This window comes from Mycoplasma sp. NEAQ87857, assembly GCF_009792315.1.
In the GTDB taxonomy this organism is placed as follows: domain Bacteria; phylum Bacillota_I; class Bacilli_A; order Mycoplasmatales; family Metamycoplasmataceae; genus Mycoplasmopsis.
This window is the reverse complement of sequence record NZ_CP045542.1, coordinates 1076378-1094493: the sequence shown is the minus strand read 5'-3', so window position 1 is coordinate 1094493 and position 18116 is coordinate 1076378. Positions and strand designations below refer to the sequence as shown.

At 24.3% G+C, this 18116-nt stretch carries 17 protein-coding genes and 6 tRNA genes; 14 read left to right on the top strand and 9 right to left on the bottom strand.

Going from position 1 to position 18116, the window contains the following annotated elements:
- Positions 1–46 precede the first annotated feature (46 nt).
- Together GE118_RS03990 and GE118_RS03985 are read left to right on the top strand one after the other, a co-directional pair.
- Complete coding sequence (locus GE118_RS03990; RefSeq protein WP_158764120.1) at positions 47–1705, top strand: IS1634 family transposase; 1659 nt, start codon at positions 47–49, stop codon at positions 1703–1705.
- 165 nt (positions 1706–1870) lie between these two features.
- Positions 1871–4009, top strand: a complete 2139-nt coding sequence (locus tag GE118_RS03985; protein ID WP_158764119.1) for an ABC transporter ATP-binding protein — start codon at positions 1871–1873, stop codon at positions 4007–4009.
- An 84-nt stretch (positions 4010–4093) separates the two neighbouring features.
- On the opposite strand, the gene nusG is transcribed toward GE118_RS03985, so the two are convergent.
- Genes nusG through GE118_RS03955 form a run of 6 tightly spaced genes read right to left on the bottom strand, consistent with a single transcriptional unit; the run spans position 4094 to position 7669 of the window.
- A complete protein-coding gene (gene nusG / locus GE118_RS03980) occupies positions 4094–4690 on the bottom strand; it encodes a transcription termination/antitermination protein NusG (protein ID WP_233262749.1) in 597 nt (198 codons plus the stop codon).
- A gap of 23 nt (positions 4691–4713) precedes the next feature.
- A complete protein-coding gene (gene secE, locus GE118_RS03975; RefSeq protein ID WP_233262748.1) occupies positions 4714–4944 on the bottom strand; it encodes a preprotein translocase subunit SecE in 231 nt (76 codons plus the stop codon).
- A gap of 2 nt (positions 4945–4946) precedes the next feature.
- Entirely contained in the window at positions 4947–5099 is a 153-nt protein-coding gene (gene rpmG / locus GE118_RS03970) for a 50S ribosomal protein L33 (RefSeq protein ID WP_158764118.1), read from the bottom strand.
- Between the two features lie 38 nt (positions 5100–5137).
- The gene (locus GE118_RS03965) at positions 5138–5752 is read right to left on the bottom strand and encodes a hypothetical protein (protein ID WP_158764117.1); all 615 of its coding nucleotides are present in this window, start codon (positions 5750–5752) and stop codon (positions 5138–5140) included.
- Positions 5724–6425, bottom strand: a complete 702-nt coding sequence (gene rlmB, locus GE118_RS03960) for a 23S rRNA (guanosine(2251)-2'-O)-methyltransferase RlmB (RefSeq protein ID WP_158764116.1) — start codon at positions 6423–6425, stop codon at positions 5724–5726. Before rlmB ends, GE118_RS03965 begins: the two co-directional genes overlap by 29 nt.
- Before the next feature lie 20 nt (positions 6426–6445).
- Complete coding sequence (locus GE118_RS03955; protein ID WP_158764115.1) at positions 6446–7669, bottom strand: class I tRNA ligase family protein; 1224 nt, start codon at positions 7667–7669, stop codon at positions 6446–6448.
- Positions 7670–7792: 123 nt separating this feature from the next.
- Here GE118_RS03955 and argS point away from each other — a divergent pair, with 123 nt between their 5' ends.
- The 4 genes from argS to GE118_RS03935 all read left to right on the top strand — a co-directional run bounded on the left by argS (position 7793) and on the right by GE118_RS03935 (position 11329).
- On the top strand, positions 7793–9445 hold the full coding sequence (gene argS, locus GE118_RS03950; RefSeq protein WP_158764114.1) for an arginine--tRNA ligase: 1653 nt from the start codon (positions 7793–7795) through the stop codon (positions 9443–9445).
- Between the two features lie 108 nt (positions 9446–9553).
- Positions 9554–9823, top strand: coding sequence for a DNA-directed RNA polymerase subunit delta (gene rpoE, locus GE118_RS03945; RefSeq protein WP_158764113.1), 270 nt, complete (start codon positions 9554–9556; stop codon positions 9821–9823).
- Positions 9824–9846: 23 nt separating this feature from the next.
- On the top strand, positions 9847–10713 hold the full coding sequence (fba, locus tag GE118_RS03940) for a class II fructose-1,6-bisphosphate aldolase (protein ID WP_158764112.1): 867 nt from the start codon (positions 9847–9849) through the stop codon (positions 10711–10713).
- Positions 10714–10774: 61 nt separating this feature from the next.
- The gene (locus GE118_RS03935) at positions 10775–11329 is read left to right on the top strand and encodes a thermonuclease family protein (RefSeq protein ID WP_158764111.1); all 555 of its coding nucleotides are present in this window, start codon (positions 10775–10777) and stop codon (positions 11327–11329) included.
- Positions 11330–11355: 26 nt separating this feature from the next.
- On the opposite strand, the gene GE118_RS04375 is transcribed toward GE118_RS03935, so the two are convergent.
- Together GE118_RS04375 and GE118_RS03925 are read right to left on the bottom strand one after the other, a co-directional pair.
- Entirely contained in the window at positions 11356–12768 is a 1413-nt protein-coding gene (locus GE118_RS04375) for a YitT family protein (protein WP_370452044.1), read from the bottom strand.
- 109 nt (positions 12769–12877) lie between these two features.
- Positions 12878–12953 (bottom strand) — tRNA-Lys (locus GE118_RS03925).
- Positions 12954–13168: 215 nt separating this feature from the next.
- Here GE118_RS03925 and GE118_RS03920 point away from each other — a divergent pair.
- Positions 13169–14026 (top strand): MurR/RpiR family transcriptional regulator, encoded by an 858-nt coding sequence (locus tag GE118_RS03920; RefSeq protein WP_158764110.1) that lies wholly within the window; start codon positions 13169–13171, stop codon positions 14024–14026.
- A gap of 92 nt (positions 14027–14118) precedes the next feature.
- Here the strand turns inward: GE118_RS03920 and GE118_RS03915 are convergent, their stop codons facing one another.
- Positions 14119–14763 carry a hypothetical protein gene (locus tag GE118_RS03915; protein WP_158764109.1) on the bottom strand — a complete coding sequence of 215 codons (645 nt, stop codon included), beginning with the start codon at positions 14761–14763 and terminating at the stop codon, positions 14119–14121.
- Positions 14764–14924: 161 nt separating this feature from the next.
- Between GE118_RS03915 and GE118_RS03910 the strand changes: the two genes are divergently transcribed.
- The 7 genes from GE118_RS03910 (at position 14925) to GE118_RS03880 (ending at position 18100) form a co-directional block, all read left to right on the top strand.
- Positions 14925–15908: a hypothetical protein gene (locus tag GE118_RS03910; RefSeq protein WP_158764108.1), complete on the top strand. Its 984-nt coding sequence runs from the start codon at positions 14925–14927 to the stop codon at positions 15906–15908.
- A 354-nt stretch (positions 15909–16262) separates the two neighbouring features.
- Positions 16263–16337: transfer RNA gene (locus GE118_RS03905), tRNA-Asn, on the top strand.
- Positions 16338–16340: 3 nt separating this feature from the next.
- Positions 16341–16416 (top strand) — tRNA-Glu (locus tag GE118_RS03900).
- A gap of 6 nt (positions 16417–16422) precedes the next feature.
- Positions 16423–16498 (top strand) — tRNA-Val (locus tag GE118_RS03895).
- A gap of 1 nt (position 16499) precedes the next feature.
- A tRNA-Thr gene (locus GE118_RS03890) sits at positions 16500–16575 on the top strand.
- Positions 16576–16615: 40 nt separating this feature from the next.
- Positions 16616–16700, top strand: a tRNA-Leu gene (locus GE118_RS03885).
- Between the two features lie 95 nt (positions 16701–16795).
- On the top strand, positions 16796–18100 hold the full coding sequence (locus GE118_RS03880) for an aldehyde dehydrogenase family protein (protein WP_158764107.1): 1305 nt from the start codon (positions 16796–16798) through the stop codon (positions 18098–18100).
- Positions 18101–18116: the final 16 nt, after the last annotated feature.

The window sequence follows — 18116 nt, the reverse complement described above, 5'->3', positions numbered from 1 at the left end:
TATTTTTTCCACATAATTACATTGTAATTATGGTATAATTAGGAGTATGAAAAAAGAAAAGTGAATTATTGTTAGAAGTAAAAGAAAAGACACATACTACATCACAGCAGCTATCTCAAATGGTCATGCTAGAGGTTATAAGAGAAGTATTGGTTTGGGGAATTTAGAAAAATTAGAAAAATCTACAAAAGACCCAATTAATCTCTTAAAAGAAGCTTGTGTTAATTGAGATCCTGAATGGCCTAAAGATAAAATTTTGCAAGAAGTAAATAAAGTTCTTAAAAATTCAGTTGTTGAATCAAAAGTTGTTAATTATGGTCATCAAGTTTTATTTAACACAATCGATGACTTGGATATTTTTGAGAAAACTAAAGAAACAAGATCAAAAGAATTAATAAAAATATTGAAATTTATAATTTCAACACGTATCTTAAAACAGCAAAGTATTATTAAAACTTTTGAAAGTATTCCTGATTATGAAATAGAATTTGATTCAAAAAAGACTACATTCTACAACTCTTTAGATTATCTTTCAGATAATAAAACAACTATTTTAAAAAACATCAATAATTCATTAATTTCTAAAAACCTAAGATCTGTTGATGTTATGTGATTTGATTCATCAACTGTATATTTTGAGACTTTTACAAGTTTAGGTCTTAAACATCCTGGATATTCAAAAGATGGAAAATTCAAAGAAGATCAAATTGTAGTAGGTTTAATCACTGATGAAAATGGTATTCCAATCCATTACAAATTATTTAAAGGCAATACAGCTGACCCAAACACTTTCATTCCATTTATCAATGAAATTAAGAAAATTTACAATCTTAGAATGGTTACAATAATTGCTGATAGAGGAATGAGTACCAATAAAAACATCAGATTTCTAGAACAAAATAATATAGATTTTATAATCTCTTACAGATTAAAAATCGCTACCAAAAGAACTAAATTATTTGCTCAAGATCCTGAAGGATATGTAGATTTAGATAATTTTAAATTCAAAGAAGAAGCTTATGAATCACTATGACAGAAAAAACGTCCAAATGGAAGAACTAGACGTAGAATAATAACTTATAGTGAAAAACGTGCTAAAAAAGATAAACAAGATAGACAAATTCTTATTGATAATTTCAATAAAAAAGCTAAAAATGGTATTGTTGCTCAAGCTGATTTGCTTGCTGGTAAAAAATACAAATTCTTTAAAGAAATTGAAAATGGTAAAACAACTTCATATAAGTTAGATTATGAAAAAATCGAAAGAGATAAGAAGTTTGACGGTTTATACGCTTATGAAACATCAAGACACGATCTCACGGTTCAAGATGTTGTTGATTTATATGCAAAACAATGACAAGTTGAAGAAAACTTTAGAACATTAAAAAACGCTTTAAGAATCAGACCTGTGTATGTGCGGAGTGATAAACACATTGAAGGATATTTCCTTTTATGCTTTATATCATTAGTTCTTATGAGATATTTACTAACTTTAGTAAATAAAAACTTAGAACCTGTATTAGGTGTTAAAAACGAAAGATTTACTAACACAAGATTAATAAAAGCAATTTTAAGTGCTAATAAATATATTGAAGTGGTAAATTCAAAAATTATCACTGAAAAATTAATAGAAAATAAAGATAATACGCAACATTTAAATGATTTTGCTCTTATCAAAAAGATATTAGAAACTCAAAAAATGTAAATTACAATGTAAATTTTTGAAAAAGTTAAAAAAAGAGCAATAAAATGCTCTTTTTATCGTTTTTTGTTAAAACTTGGAAACTCAGGAAAATTATTAAAAGTAAACTAAACCAAATAGATGAACTTAGTAAAAAATACTATAGTTATCTATTAAATGAAGGAAACAATGATTAAACTTAGAAACATCTCCAAATCTTTTGGAAAACAAATATTGTACGAGGATTTAGATATTGATTTACCAGAAAATAAAATTACATTTATAGTAGGTAGATCAGGAAGTGGTAAAAGTACTTTATTAAATATTATAAGTGGTATGGATAGTGATTATGAAGGAAAGATAACTATAAACGATCAAGAACATAGCAAATGATTAACTAATAATCATATGGACTATATTTTTCAATCATTTAATTTATTATCTAATATCAAAGCAATTGACACAATTAAAATTGCTAACCAAGTAATAAACAGAGATATAACAAATGATGATATACAAGAGTTATCGTCAAAAATATCAATAAGTAATGATCAACTAAATAATACTATTAATAACCTTTCAGGTGGAGAACAACAAAGAATAGCTATTTTAAGATCAATTAGTAGAGATTCTAAAATTATTTTAGCTGATGAACCAACAGGCAATTTAGATCAAAAAAATAGTGATTTTGTTTTTGAGCTTTTTGCTTCATTAAAGCAAGGAAGAACTGTTGTTATAGTATCACATGATTTAGCAGCTGCTCAAAAATATGCAGATTTAATAATTGATTTAGAAAACAATGTTATAACCGAAAATCAACCTAAATTTAACAACAATGATTGTCAAGATTTAACTATTAAAACTCAAAAAACTAGTAATTTTATTACAAAATTAAAACCAACATTAAAATTAGTTTTTAGTGATTTTAAGAAAAAATGATTTCAATTTATCTTAATAATATTGACTTTTTTAGTTGGTATTCAATTGGTAAGTAATTCATTTATTTTTGCAAGTGGTGCTAAGTTAATACAAACTAAAAATGATAAATTAGCAAATAATGACCTATATATTGCAAGTAAAGAAAATGGTATTGGGTTTAGTAATCAACTAATATATCAATTAAAACAAGATGAAAAAATTAAATTTATTCAACCAAAATACCAATTAAAAAATGAATTAATTTTATCTTATAAAGATATTAATATTAGTTTAAAAAATAATGAAATAAAACAAATTAGCAATAATGATTTCTATAAAGATAGAATTCAATTAAGTGATGAAGGATTTAGTTTAAAAACAAATGAAATTATCCTTTCTAAAGAGGTTGCAAACAAGTTAAATATAACCCAAAATAATGTTATGTTAGATTTATTTGTTGAAGGAACTAATAACAAATACCCTTTAAAAGTGACTAATATTAGTACAAATTCATCAATAAATGGAATATCATATACTTATTTAAATGCTGATTTAATTAAGATGATTGATGTTGAAAGTTATAAAAGTTCAAAATCTTTTTCACTAACTAAGGTTAATAAAAATCATGTAGGTTTAATCTATTCAATTGATGCTTTTAATATTGTTAAATATGATTCTCAACCTATTATTCAAGGTAAAAAACCTACTAATTCTAACGAAATAGTAATATCTAACAGTCTTTATGAAAGAAATAAAAATAGAATTCAATTTAATAAAGATTACCTTTTAACAGGTTTAATAAATAATAAGATTGTAAAAATAGTAGGTATTACAAATGATGAAACTCCTACCTTTTATCAAACAAACATCAACACAACTCCTTTACCTATAGGGTTAGAATTATATTCTAATGATAATTTATTAACAACTCTAAATAATAATGATCAATATTTCAATATATATAAATTCAGTAATTCAGTAATTAGTAGAATTTTAGCTTCTAATAGTAAATCAATTCAAATACTTGTATATGCTTCAGTGGGTATTATTCTATTATTTTTATTAATTATCACTGTTATTAGTAAATTAATTATTGATTCTAAAAAGAAAGATATTGGTATTTTAAAGGTATTGAAAGCAAAAGTGGGTTGAGCATTATTTTATCATCTAGCAACATTTATATTATTGTCATTTATCACTTTATTATTAACTTTAATGGTTTCAAATGGTGTGCAAAATATAGTGTTACAAAATCTTGGTTTAACTCAATATTTATCAATTGATGAAAGCTTTACATTATTGATTTCTTGTGTTGTATGATTGATATTTTCTTTATTAGGTATTATTATTTATTCAATCATTTCAATAAACACATTCTTAAAAAATCCACTTTGATTATTGAACAAATAAGCAAAATAGATATAAAAAACTAACTAGTTAAACTAGTTAGTTTTTGTTTTAAATTATTATCTAATTAAGATTACATAAAGTTATTTAATTTAAAATTAATGAATCAATATCGATTTCAACAGGAGTTTTTTTACCAAATGTTTCAAGTGAAACAACAGCTGTATTATATTCTAAATTAATTGAAGTAATTGGTCCAATTTCACCTTTATAAGGTCCTGCAACTATTTCAACTAAATCACCAACTTTTAATGATGATAAGTTTTTTCCTGAGTTAAATAATTCAATTGCTTCTTTTTCAGCTTTTTCCATTTTTCTAATTTCTAAATTACTTACTGGAGTTGGTTTAGCTCCTTTACCTGAAGATCCTACTAACCCTGTAACATATTGAGTATTACGGATAACGAATCAAGCTTTATCAGTCATATCCATTTTTGCAAAAATATATCCAGGATAAATATTGATTCATTTAATTTTGTAAGGCATTCCTTCTCTTTTTTTATCAATTTCTTTAGCTGTTAAAGTAGGTTTTTTAAAAATTCTAAAAGGACCATTTTCTGAAAATTCTAAATCAAAAGAACCTTCAACTTGTTCAGCAACAATTCTGTTATTTAATGATTCAATAACGTGATCTTCTTTACCTCTAATTGTTGAAATCATATATCATTTGTAATTATTATTCATTATTTCTCCTTAAAATCAATACTCTATGTAATGTGAAAATGGTTTCAAAGATGTGTGAAACCAAATGTAATAGCAAACACAAAAAGAGCAAATAAAACTGTAAAAACAATAATTTTTATAAAGTTTGAAGTATTAGTTTTTGCATCAGGTCATCTTACACGTTTAATATCTTTAGCAACCTTACGGAAAAAATATCATTTTTTACGTTTTTCTTTTTTGTTGCTAACTTCAGTTGATTGATTATCTTTTTTCAAAATTAAACCTCTTCTTTATGCACTGTGTGAACTTTACAATGAGGACAATGTTTTTTGATAACAATTCTTTTATCGCTACCTAAACTTTTGTTCTTTGTATAATTTTTTTTCTTGCATTCTTGGCAAGCTATTGAAACTTTATTATTGTTTTTCATAATATTATATATTTTAACATAATTTATAAATTATTGATTTATAGAGATTGGTGCAATTTTTGGTTCAAACTATCTATAATTCTTTTACTTTTAGTATTAGAAAACGCTATATTTCTTTGAGTATGATTTAGCGAAATAAAGTCTTTTTCTAACTTAGATAATTTATTTATAAATCTTTCATAAATTATTGTTCATCTTTCTTCGTTGTCTTTATCATTAGAATCTTTACAAAAAGTATGTCTAATTTGTAATTTTAAATTCATTAAATTAATTCTCTGGAAAGCTAATTTAACTTCAAAAATTTGTTGTTGTGAATTTTGCTTATTAAAGTAATTTAATGTTTTGGTTTTTAATTGTTCTCATAAATAGTATTCAAAATTAAATTTTGAATAATTAGTGTAATTATTAATTACTTCCACTAAAAATGATAAGAATACATTTTTAACTTCTTCAGTACTATAATTACCTATGTGAACAAATCATTTAATTTTATTAACAAAGAGATTTAACTTCTCAGGATTGGAAGTTATAAAATCTCACATTAATTTATTTTGATTAATTTTATTGTTTTTGATTTTGAAATATTCTTTTGCTCTAATATCTCAATTAGAGCAATCTATTAGTTTAATCATTGTTTTTGTTGATGTAATCAAAAAGAATGATACCAGTTGCTACAGAAACGTTTAAAGATTGCACTGTTCCAAATTGTTTAATATAAACTGTTTGATCACAAACTGATAAAACGCTTTTTGAAACACCTTCTCCTTCTGAACCCATAACAATAATTGTAGGTTTATTGTATCTAACTTCATTGTGTGCAATAGCATTTTGATCCAATGTAGTTGCATATACTCAATAACCTTCTTTTTTTAATTTTGTAATTGAAGCTGATAAACTACTTACTTTAGTAATTTTGGTATTAACCATACCACCAGAAGATATTTTTAACACAGTAGAATTAATATCTGCTGCTTTATCTTTAGGTAAAATAATATGATTAATTCCTGCAGCATTAGCTGTACGAATTATAGCACCTAAGTTATGTGGATCTTGAATGTGATCAAGCATCAAAATAACTTCAGGTTTATTCTTAATTAAATAATTTAAATCATAAATATCAACATTTTTACATATAGCAACAAATCCTTGATGATTTTCTTTGGTTAAATTATTTAAAAAATTATTATCTTTAACTAATACTGGAAATTTAGCATTATTAAAGTATTTTAAATTCTCTTTTTTGCTTAAATAAATTTTTTCAATAGCTAATTTATTTTCAAAAGCTTCAATAACAGAATTTTTCCCACACATATATAATTGTTTCATATTTTTCATTCCTTTGATTCCTATATTAGTTCTTTTTTAGTTAATTTATCTCTTAAGATATCTGCTTCTTGATAATTTTTATTAGCCAATAATTCTTTTCATTCTTTGTAAATAGCAATATATTTAGCATAATTGATTTTGTTAAAATCAAAACCTAAAGCATTAAAAATTTCAATTAAAGTTGATTGATCTATAGCATCATTATTTATATTGATATTTTTAATTAATTGGTTAATTTCTTTATTAAAATTGGCAAATTTAATTTCATAAACATAATTTAAAATTGTTTTTACTTGATCAAAATTAGGTTGATAATTTTTATTTTCTAAATAAAAATTAAAATAAATCATTTTTATTCTACGATAGATTTTTTTAACATTGTTAAATAAATTATCATCAATATTAATGATGCTAGTTAAATTATTAAGTAAGAAAATCATTTTTAAGTAATCTGCAGGATATTGTTCTAAAAAGTCTTTAGCTAAAAAAACATTTTGTAATGATTTAGACATTTTAATTCCATTAAGATCAATTTGACCATTTCTAATTCATTTTTTAGTTAAATTATTATTGGTCAATGCATAAAATTGGATGTTTTCATTTTCATGATGTGGAAAAGTTAAATCCATTCCACCGCCATGAATATCAACTCCTTGATCACCAAAATGTTTATAAATTAATGCTGCACATTCAGTATGTCATCCAGGACGACCTGGTCCAAAACTTGAATCATATTTAATTCCAACATTAGTATTTTTTCATAAAGCAAAATCAGCTTGGAATTTTTTATTTAAATTATTATTTTCTTCAAAAATCATATTATCAATTTTTTGATTTGATACTATTCCATAGTTATTAATGTTTTTTTGAACATCAAAATAAACATTATTTTCACTATCTAAATAAGCATTATTATTAGCAACTAATTGCTTAATAAAATTATTAATAACATCAAGATTTTTAGTTACATATTCAAATTGATTAACTGTATTAACATTAAATTTATTTAATAAATTTAAATATTCATCAGCATAATAATTTGCAATTTCCGATTCAGTTTTATTTTGTTCAAGAGCACGATTGATAATTTTATCATCAATATCTGTAATATTATGAATGAATTTAAAATCAATATTTAAGTATCTTGCAGCTTTTAAAATTAAATCCATTGTAATTATAGGTCTTAAATTTCCAATGTGTACATCATTATAAACAGTAGGTCCACAAACATATATTTTTAACATAATTTTATTATATTAGTCTTTTGTTTTTTTAGTAGTTAAATAACTATATAATATATAAATAATTTATTTAATAAATATAAAATAATATTTTTAATTTACTTTTTAAATAATAATAGGAGAAAAATGGGTCTTAAACAACTGATTAAAAAAGCAATTATTGATGCAATTATTAAGTTACAAAATGATAATTATTTTGATGTTGAATTTGATGCAAATCAAGTTAAATTTAATTTATCAGAGCCTAATGTTCCTGAAAAATTAAATATTGAAAATAATTTTTATGCTTATTCTTCGAATGTAGCTTTTGTTTTAAAAGCATATAAAAAAGCTGCACCAACGCAAATTGCTAGTGAAATTACTAATTTATTAAATCAAAATCAATATATTCAAAAAATTGATATAGCAATGCCAGGATTTTTAAACATCGTTCTAAATAATGAAGCTTTTACAAAAGTTATAGAAAATATTTTAAAAAATCAAGAAACTTTTGGAGAAATGGATGAAGAATTAACTAAAGAAAGAATTAATATTGAATTTGTTTCAGCTAATCCAACAGGTTTTTTACACGTAGGTCATGTTAGAGGAGCAGTTTATGGAGATTCTTTAGCTAGAATTTATAAACACGCAGGATTTAATATTGAAAAAGAATATTACATTAATGATGCAGGAAATCAAATTAATATTCTTGCTGATTCTACTTTAGTTAGATATCAAAATTTATTTGGAATAGATACAAAATTACCAGAAGATAGTTATGGTGGAATGGATATTGTTTGATTAGCTAATCAAATTAAAGATCAATATGGAGATAAATTTTTAGATTTAGCTTTTAAAGAAGAACTTAAAGAATTAGCAGTAAAAATCTTATTAGAAAAAATTAAATCTGATCTAGCTAGAATTAATGTAACTTTTGATACTTATTCAAGTGAAAAATTTATCAAAGAACAAGGAATGATTGAACCGGTATTAGATAAATTAAAAAATGATACTTATGTTGATGAATCAGGAGCTTTATTCTTGAAAACTGAAGCTAAAGGCGATGATAAAGATAGAGTTTTAGTTAAAAGTGATCAAACTTATACATATTTATTACCTGATGTTGCTTATCATGAAACTAAATATGCTAAAGCAGATAAATTAATTAATATCTGAGGAGCAGATCATAGTGGTTATATTAAAAGAATGAAAGTAGCAATGGAATATTTAGGTCATGATCCTGAAAAATTAGATATTTTAACCATTCAATTAGTTAGATTAATCAAAGATGGTCAAGAATTTAAAATGTCTAAAAGATTAGGTACTAGTGTTACTTTAGAAGATTTATTAGAAATGTCTAGCTCTGATGTTATAAGATTTACAATGTTAACTAGAGAAATTAATAATAAGTTTGATTTTGATATTGATTTAGCTAATTCACAAGATAATAACAGTTCAGTCTTTATTGTGCAATATGCTTATTCTAGAACTGTTTCATTATTAGCTAAATTAGCGAATAATGAATTAAAAGTAATTGATTTTAGTGATAAAGCTAAAAAATTAATTATTCAATTAGATAATTTCCAAGAATTAATTAGTACCATTGTGCAAACTTCAAAAGTTAATTTATTAAGCCAATATTTAATTGATTTAGCTAGAGACTTTAATAGTTTTTATTCTGAAACTAAATTAATTGGACATCAAGATGAAACAGTTTATGCCTCAGTGGTTGAAACTACTAAAATTATTTTAGGATTAGGATTATCTTTAATTGGAGTTAGTGCACCATCAAAAATGTAATTTTTATGGTAAGTATTCCACGAAAAATTATTTTAAAAACAAAAAAGCATAAATTATTTTTGCTAAAACATATATTATAATTAAGAAGTATTGTGAAAGGACACTATAATGAAAACAAGAACAATGCTTGAAATTGCAATCGATGCAATTTCTGAAGATACTAAAAAACAATTCACATTTGATGAATTATTTCATATCATTGAGGATGAATTAAAAGATGATTGAACAGAAAAATTTGTTAACGATTCAACACCTTATGAAAAAATTCAAACTAAAAAAATGGGTGAATTATATCGTCTTTTAACAGTGGATAAAAGATTTCATCGTAATTTTGACGGTACTTGACAAAGTAAAACTATTGAAGTTTATGTCAAATAATCAATGTATTTAAAGGAGATAATATGGCATTAGTTAATGCAACAGAAATGCTTAAAAAAGCAAAAGAAGGAAAATATGCAATTCCTCACATTAATATCAACAACTTAGAATGAGCAAAAGCAGTATTATTAACTGCAGAAGCTGAAAAATCACCAGTTATTGTAGCTACAAGTGAAGGTGCAGTTAAATATATGGGTGGATTAGAAGTTGTTTCAGGAATGGTTTTAGGATTAATTAAAGATCTTAAAATTACAGTTCCTGTAGCTTTACACTTAGATCATGGTTCATACGAAGGTTGTTTAAAAGCAATTGAAAATGAAGGATATACATCAATTATGTTTGATGGTTCTCATGAAGATTTTGCTTCAAACTATGAAAAAACAGCTAAATTAGTTCAATTAGCTAAATCAAAAAACATGTCAATGGAAGCTGAAGTTGGTACTATTGGTGGTGAAGAAGATGGTATTGTTGGTGATGGAGAATTTGCAGATCCTGTTGAAGCTAAAAAAATGGCTGATTTAGGAATTGATGTTTTAGCTGCTGGAATTGGTAATATTCACGGTCCTTACCCTTCATCATGAAAATCTTTAAGTTTTGAAACTTTAAAAGAAATTTCTGAAGCTGCTGGAATTGGTATTGTGCTTCATGGTGGAAGTGGAATTCCAAGTGATCAAATCCAAAAAGCAATTAGCTTAGGTATTACAAAAATTAATGTTAATACAGAATTACAACAAGCTAACCATAAAGCTTTAAGACAATACATTGAAAGCAATGAAGATCTTAAAGGTAAAAACTTTGATCCTAGAAAATTATACAAACCAGGTTATGAAGCAATGTGTGAAACAGTAAGAGCAAAAATTCACGAATTTGGTTCAAACGGAAAAGCTTAATAATTAGTTCAAAAATAGTAAGGTAACTTACTATTTTTTATTTTAAATATGTATGAAATGAATGATAAGTTTTCCTCTTATAGCTAGTTTAAGCACTTTAGTAAGTTGTATTAATGCTCCTATTAAAAAATATCAATTAATTCAAATGAAAGTTACTAAAGTAATTGATGGAGATACATTAGGGTTAGAAAATCAACAAAAAATTAGATTCTTAGGAATTGATACACCTGAAACACTTAAACATGATAATAGCAATAAATTAGCTAAATATGAAAATTATTATGCTTTAAAAGCTAAAGAATATGTAAAACAACTATGTCAAAATCAAACCTTATGATTTTATATAACTTCAGTAGATCAATATAATCGTTTGGTGGCTATAATATTATTTAATGATCAATTAGATGCTAAAAAATCATTAAATTATTTACTAGTAGCCAATGGATTAGCAAGGATGAAATTTATTGATATTAATAGTCCTAAAAGTAAATTTAATGTTGTAGATGTTTTTAGTAAGAATTTATATTATGAGTTAATTAATGCTCAAAATCAAGCAATGATAAATAAAGCTAATATTTGACAACACCCTATTAATCAAGTCTTTTATAAAAAATAACAACCATATAAAATGGTTGCTATTTACTAAAATTTATCCTCAGGTAAATAAATAAATCCGTCAATACTTGAAACATCACTAACAGAGATAAATGCTTCAGAATCAACTTTTCTTACATCTTTCATAATTCTAACTACATGTCTAAATAAAGCAATTGAAGTAACTACTTTAACTGGTTCTCCAGTGTATCCACCTTTTGCACTAAAAATAGTCATTCCTGTAACAATTTTTTTATCTTTATTAATTTTAGATTGAATTTCTTCACATTTATTAGAAAAAATTTCTAATCTAACAAGTTTAAATTTAGGGTAAAGTTTATTTAACACAATAATATAAACAATATTTGTTAATACTGTTGCTACAAAGTTAGGTGATAAATATAATTCAAAAGTTCATGCTTTAGAAGTTATTTTTAAAGTAGATACATAATCTTTTAATTCACCGATAGCACTTAAAGTATCTAATCCATTATTAATTTTAACCTTGCCTGATTCAATACTATTAATTAACGCTTCTACTGATTTAACATTTGCATTACTATGAACCATTTCTTTTAAAACTAAGTTTAACTTGTTATATTCTAATGTTTGAGCTTCTTTTAATAATAATGATCCAGGTAATCATGAACCTACTAAAACTGATATAAAAACAATTATAATATTCATATACCCAGAAATAGAACCGAATGATTTTTGCTTTTCATTAGCATATCATTCACCTATAACTCCAGTAACTCCAGCAGTTCCGCCAATGATTTGAATAATTGCAAAAACATAAGCTAACATATACCCATAAGCAATTGAGTATATCATTAAAGCAATAATATTTCCACCATCATTTCATAAAAGTGGTATTATACCACTTAAAGGTTTTTTGTATTCAGGTAATATTGCTTTAATTTGATTGTTATCAAAATTACCTATTAAGTAAATATTATTAGCTCCTGGAATTAATCCAATACTAAATGAAACTACAGATGAAACTACTAAGAATAACACTGTAATATTGGTAAATACTTTACCAATTTTTTTATATCCGAATATAAATATAGGAATACTTAAAATAATATATGCAATTCAAAAGACAAATTGATCAATTAAGTTTCTTACAGCTATTGATACTTGATCTTCTTTTAATACTGTGGTCAAAATTCTGGCAAATGATTGTCCAAATGCAGCCAGACCAAAATTATAAATACCAACGTTTTTAACAAAGAAAACACTAATAATTCCAAAGAAAATAGCTGAGATTATAGTAATTCTAATAATTTTAAACATTGACATTTGTGAGTATAATGAATTTAACTTAAGACCAAAATTTGACATTTTGGTTCTTTTGTAAACGGTGTTTTTCTTTTCAATATGACTCATGTGTTTTGATAAACATTCTTGATCATCAATATCACAATTTATTTCTTCTTCATTTTTTCTAAAAAACATTATCCTCCTTTTATTTTTCTTATTGAATTTTATTTTTTAATTATGTAAAACTAAAATAACTACATAATTAAAAAATAAAAACTGCTTTCGCAGTGGTCAATAAATGATATGGTACATCATACAGGGATCGAACCTGCGACCCGCTGGTTAAGAGCCAGCTGCTCTGCCTGCTGAGCTAATGATGCTAAATTATTATAGTCTTATTTTTTATAATTTAATATATTTTTATTTATTTAAATAATTTATACCATTTTTTCCATATTCTAAAATTTATCTGTATATATTATTCAATTATGGGAATGTGAAAAAAATAAATGGAAATATTCCTCAAATCACCTTATAAAATTTACATTAAAATGTTAAGTTATTTTAATTAAAATATAATTATATGTGGTGAACTATGAGAAAATATTCAATAATAGAAGAATCTAAAATAAAGAAATTAAAACGAAATGATACTAACCAATATTTATTAGATTATATAGAAAACAATACTGAAGAGTTCTTACTACAATCAACTGCATCATTAGCAGAAATTCTATATACTTCTCAACCAACAGTATCAAGATTCGCTAAAAATCTTGGTTTTGATTCATTTAGATCATTACAGATTTATGTTGCACAAAGAAATATTGCAGATCAAGATCGTATTAGAGATTTAGATAAAAATGAAACAGTTTTATTAACTGAAGTTTTAAGACAAGTAAATGCTCATTACAAACATTCAATTAACACAACTGTTGATTTATATAAAGATAACACTTCTAAAAACATTCATCAATATATTAATGATATTGTACAAAAACATAATTTAATTTTAGGAATGAATGAATGCAAAATGGCAGCTTCTTATTTTGCTAAAAATTTAAATAAAATTGGAATTTGTTCGTTTGAAGTGTGTAGTATGTATGAATTTTTTGCATCAGAATTTTTCTTAAATAAAACAAAATCTCATATTACTATAATTACAGACGATGTTCAAAGTCGTGAAATAACTAAGGTAATTGAACATATTGAAAATAAAGGTTTAACTTATAGTTTATGAACATTAAAGAAATACAAAGACTTTAAATCAAAAGCTACAAGTACTTTATATTTTGATGCTTATTGTTCAAGTTTTGATGTTATTTCAATTGGTATTAAGATTGCTCCACTGTTGTTGTCAGATATTTTATTAGGTTGAATTTTATGAAACCATAAAAATAAAGATGAAGTATTAATTTCAATGCAACAACAATTAGAAAAATTAAGTAGATAGTATCTTAATTAATTATGACATACAATTCTTAATTTTAATATTCTAAATAATGAAATGCAAAAATGGACATTGTCCATTTTTTTATATTAACTTTATTTATTGAACTTCTTTAATGTTTGTAAGATGGTATGAATATTAACTATAATGATATTTTTATTTAAAGATTTTAATTCATTAATTTTTTGTTTGGTGTAGTATTTACCATCTAAACAAAACCAAACCTTATTTATAAGGTTAGTATCTAAATTTCTAATTTGATTAACTACATCATTAAATTGATTATCTTGAGCACCACCAGATTCTTCAGTATATTTATGCATTAAATAAATTTTATTGTTATTTAAGTTTATTTCAAAATCAAGAGATTTTAATTCTAATGGCTTATCAGAAATGTCGTTGGTAATAATTGAATTATAAGCATACAATGCATTTTTACCAGCTTGAGGTAATTTTATAGCATCTATATTATTATCTTTTAAGAAATGTAAAAGTATATTTTCGTATATATTTTGTTTTTTAATGTCTTTAGTGAATACTGATAAGTAAAACAAGTTCTTATTTTTTAACTCATAAATAATTTGTTCTTTTCACTCAAGAGGTAAAACATTACGTTCTATATATAGATCAATCTTATTATCTAATCATTTCTCAATTCCTTTTTCTTCAATTTGTTTTATTAATGCATCTCTGCTTTGTTCAATCATTTTGTTTATCTTTTCTTTATAATATTTATCCATATATTAATTATAATAATATTCATCGTTAAATATGTTTATTGATAAAATAAATTTTCAAAAAAAGACTTGTTTTATTATGTGAATGAAAAACTGTTTCAACTTTTTTGACTTCGAAATTTTGAAAGGATTTAAATATAATATAATAACAAAAAGAGGTTATGATGAAGAAGTTACAAATGGGACAATTTTATACTGAGTTTGATGTTTTTGAGAATAATCAAGTATTCAAAAAGTTTATGGATGATAATAATCTATGAAATCAAACAATATTAGAACCTTTTGCAGGAGCTAATAATTTAATTAGATTTGTTCAAAAAATTAACCCTAAAATAACTTATAAAAGTTATGACATAGAACCTAATCATCCAGATGTTGAGTATAATGATAGTCTTAAAAACTGAAATTATACAAATTTTAACTTAGTCATAACAAACCCTCCATATTTAGCTTCTAATTCTGCTAAAAGACTTAATATTCCTATAGATAACTATAATGGTTATGATGACATATATAAAACCTGTTTAGCAAAATGTTTAGAAAACGTAAGATTCGTAATAGCTATAATACCAACCACTTTAATTAATAGCAATAGAAAAAAAGATAAACTATTAATCAAAAAAATTACTCATTTTCAACTATTACCTAATAAAGATAATTTTAGTGATACAGAACATCCTGTAGCTATAGCTTATTTTGATAACCAAAAATCAACTAATGATTTTTGGTTATATGAAAACAATGAATTAATTAATTCATTTTCTAATTTAATTAAATTAGAAAATAGTATTTTAAAACAAAGAAATAATTTACTTGTTAAGTTTAATACTAAATCAGGTAATATAAGTATTTTTTGTACTGATAATAATAAGAATTTTGAAAATATTAAGTTTAGAGATAAAAATGAAGTTCCTAATTCTAGTGTTAAAAACACAAGTAGAAACAAAGTCAAAATAACGATAAATGAATTAACAATTGATTCAAAAATCATTAATGAATTAAATAATAAGATAAATCAATTAAGAAAAAATAAATGTGATTATTTATGAGCGTCATTTAAAGGTATAGCTAAAAATAATAAATATAGAAGAAGATTAGATTTTAATAGAGTTAAAAGAATAATTAACTCTTTAGATATTTCAATATAAATTAAACAAAATGGACTTTGTCCATTTTTTTATTACTTTAAATTGCATTTAGTAATTGGTATAAATATTGATAGTTAAGGTTATGACTGAATATTATTTTAAATATCTTGCTTTAAAATAATTAAATTAAAGCAAGATATTTAAAATAAATCATCTTTTTAACCTATTGATACATTTAATTATTTTTATCAAGTGATATAGAGTAATTTTTATATAAAAATATTTGTACTTTATAAATTTTTATATATAATATGTTAGCACTTAAGTAATGGTGATAAACAATAAATAAAAAAATAAAAAAATTATTTTGAAAAAATTTTATTGTGTTATAATATTATCATACAAATAACAAATGCCGATTTAGCTCAGCGGTAGAGCAGCTGGCTGTTAACCAGTTGGTCATTGGTTCAATCCCAATAATCGGCGCCATTTGGTCTGTTGGTGAAGCGGTTAACACACATGGTTTTCATCCATGCATGCACGGGTTCGATCCCCGTACAGACTGCCATTTTATGGAAGATTAGCTCAGTTGGGAGAGCATCGCCCTTACAAGGCGGAGGTCGTGGGTTCGAGCCCCTCATCTTCCACCATGCCGTCTTAGCTCAGTTGGTAGAGCAACTGACTTGTAATCAGTAGGTCGTAGGTTCGAGTCCTATAGACGGCACCACTTATTAAGCATAAGCTTATTTTTTTTAACCTTTTCTTAAGCGCGGATGGTGAAATTGGCAGACACGCTAGATTTAGGCTCTAGTGCCTTATGGCATGAGGGTTCAAGTCCCTCTTCGCGCACCAATTTTGAAAAAACAAAAATACCAAAAAACGGATTAAAATATCTCTTTTTTGGTATTTTTGTTTTTATTTTATAAATATCACTATAATTTTATGTTATGAAAGATTTTATTAAGGTTAGGATTGATTTCTTAAAGAAATTAAAAGAGAACTTGATTAAGTATCAAGAAGATATCTATCAAGCATTGTATTTAGATTTAAATAAAAGCAAAATAGAAAGCGAAATGACAGAGTTAGCTCTTATATTTAAAGAAATTAATTTATTTATTAAAAAAATAAATAAATGATCAAAACCTAAAAGAGTTGCTTCTCCAATATATTTGCTTTTTTCTAAAAGCAAAATCCATTATCAACCTTATGGTAAAGTATTGATTATAAGTCCTTGAAATTATCCTTTTAACTTAACATTTATTCCTTTAATTAATGCATTTGCTGCAGGTAATCAAGTTGTAATCAAACCTTCAGAATATTCAACTCATAGTTCTAATTTAATTAATAAAATTATTTCTGAAACATTTGATGCAAAAGATGTATCAGTAGTTTTAGGAGATAGTGTAGTAGCAAGCAATCTGGTACAACAAAAATGGGATTTTATTTTCTTTACTGGTAATAATAAAATAGGTCAAATAGTTTATCAAGAAGCAGCGAAACAAATGATACCTTGTGTAATGGAACTTGGTGGTAAATCTCCTGTTATTGTTGATCAATCAGCTAACTTAAAATCTAGTGCTAAAAAAATAGTATGAGCAAAAATGATCAATAGTGGTCAAACTTGTGTTGCGCCAGATTTTATTTTAGTTCATAATAGTATCAAAAATCAATTAATAAAATTATTACAACAAGAATATATTGATCAATTTGGATCAAATTCATTAAAAAATCCTTATTTACCTAAAATTATTTCATCTAGACATTATCAAAGAATATTAAGCTTAAAAGATGATTTGATCAAAGATGACATTAATCAAAAAATTGATTTAAAAGTATATGAAAGCAACTGAGAAGATCCACTAATGCAACAAGAGATCTTTGGTCCAATTTTACCAATCATAGGTTATGATGATATTAATGATATATGAAATAAAATTAATTCTTTAGAACCTTTAGTTGTTTATTTATTTTCAAAAAATAAACAACTAATTAATTTATTTATTAATAATTTTAAAACAGGATCTGTATGTATCAATGACATTTTGGTACAATTATCAAATCATAATTATGGATTTGGAGGGTATGGAAAAAGTGGTTTTGGTCAATACCATGGATATCAAGGTTTTTTAACTTTTTCTCATCCTAAAACTGTGTTTAAAACCAAAGATAATCCGTTTGATAAAGTGCGTTTTTTCCACAAAAATCACAATGATATCACTTTAAAATTTCTTAAAAAAATCTTAAGAAAGTAAATTTGAGTTATCAAGT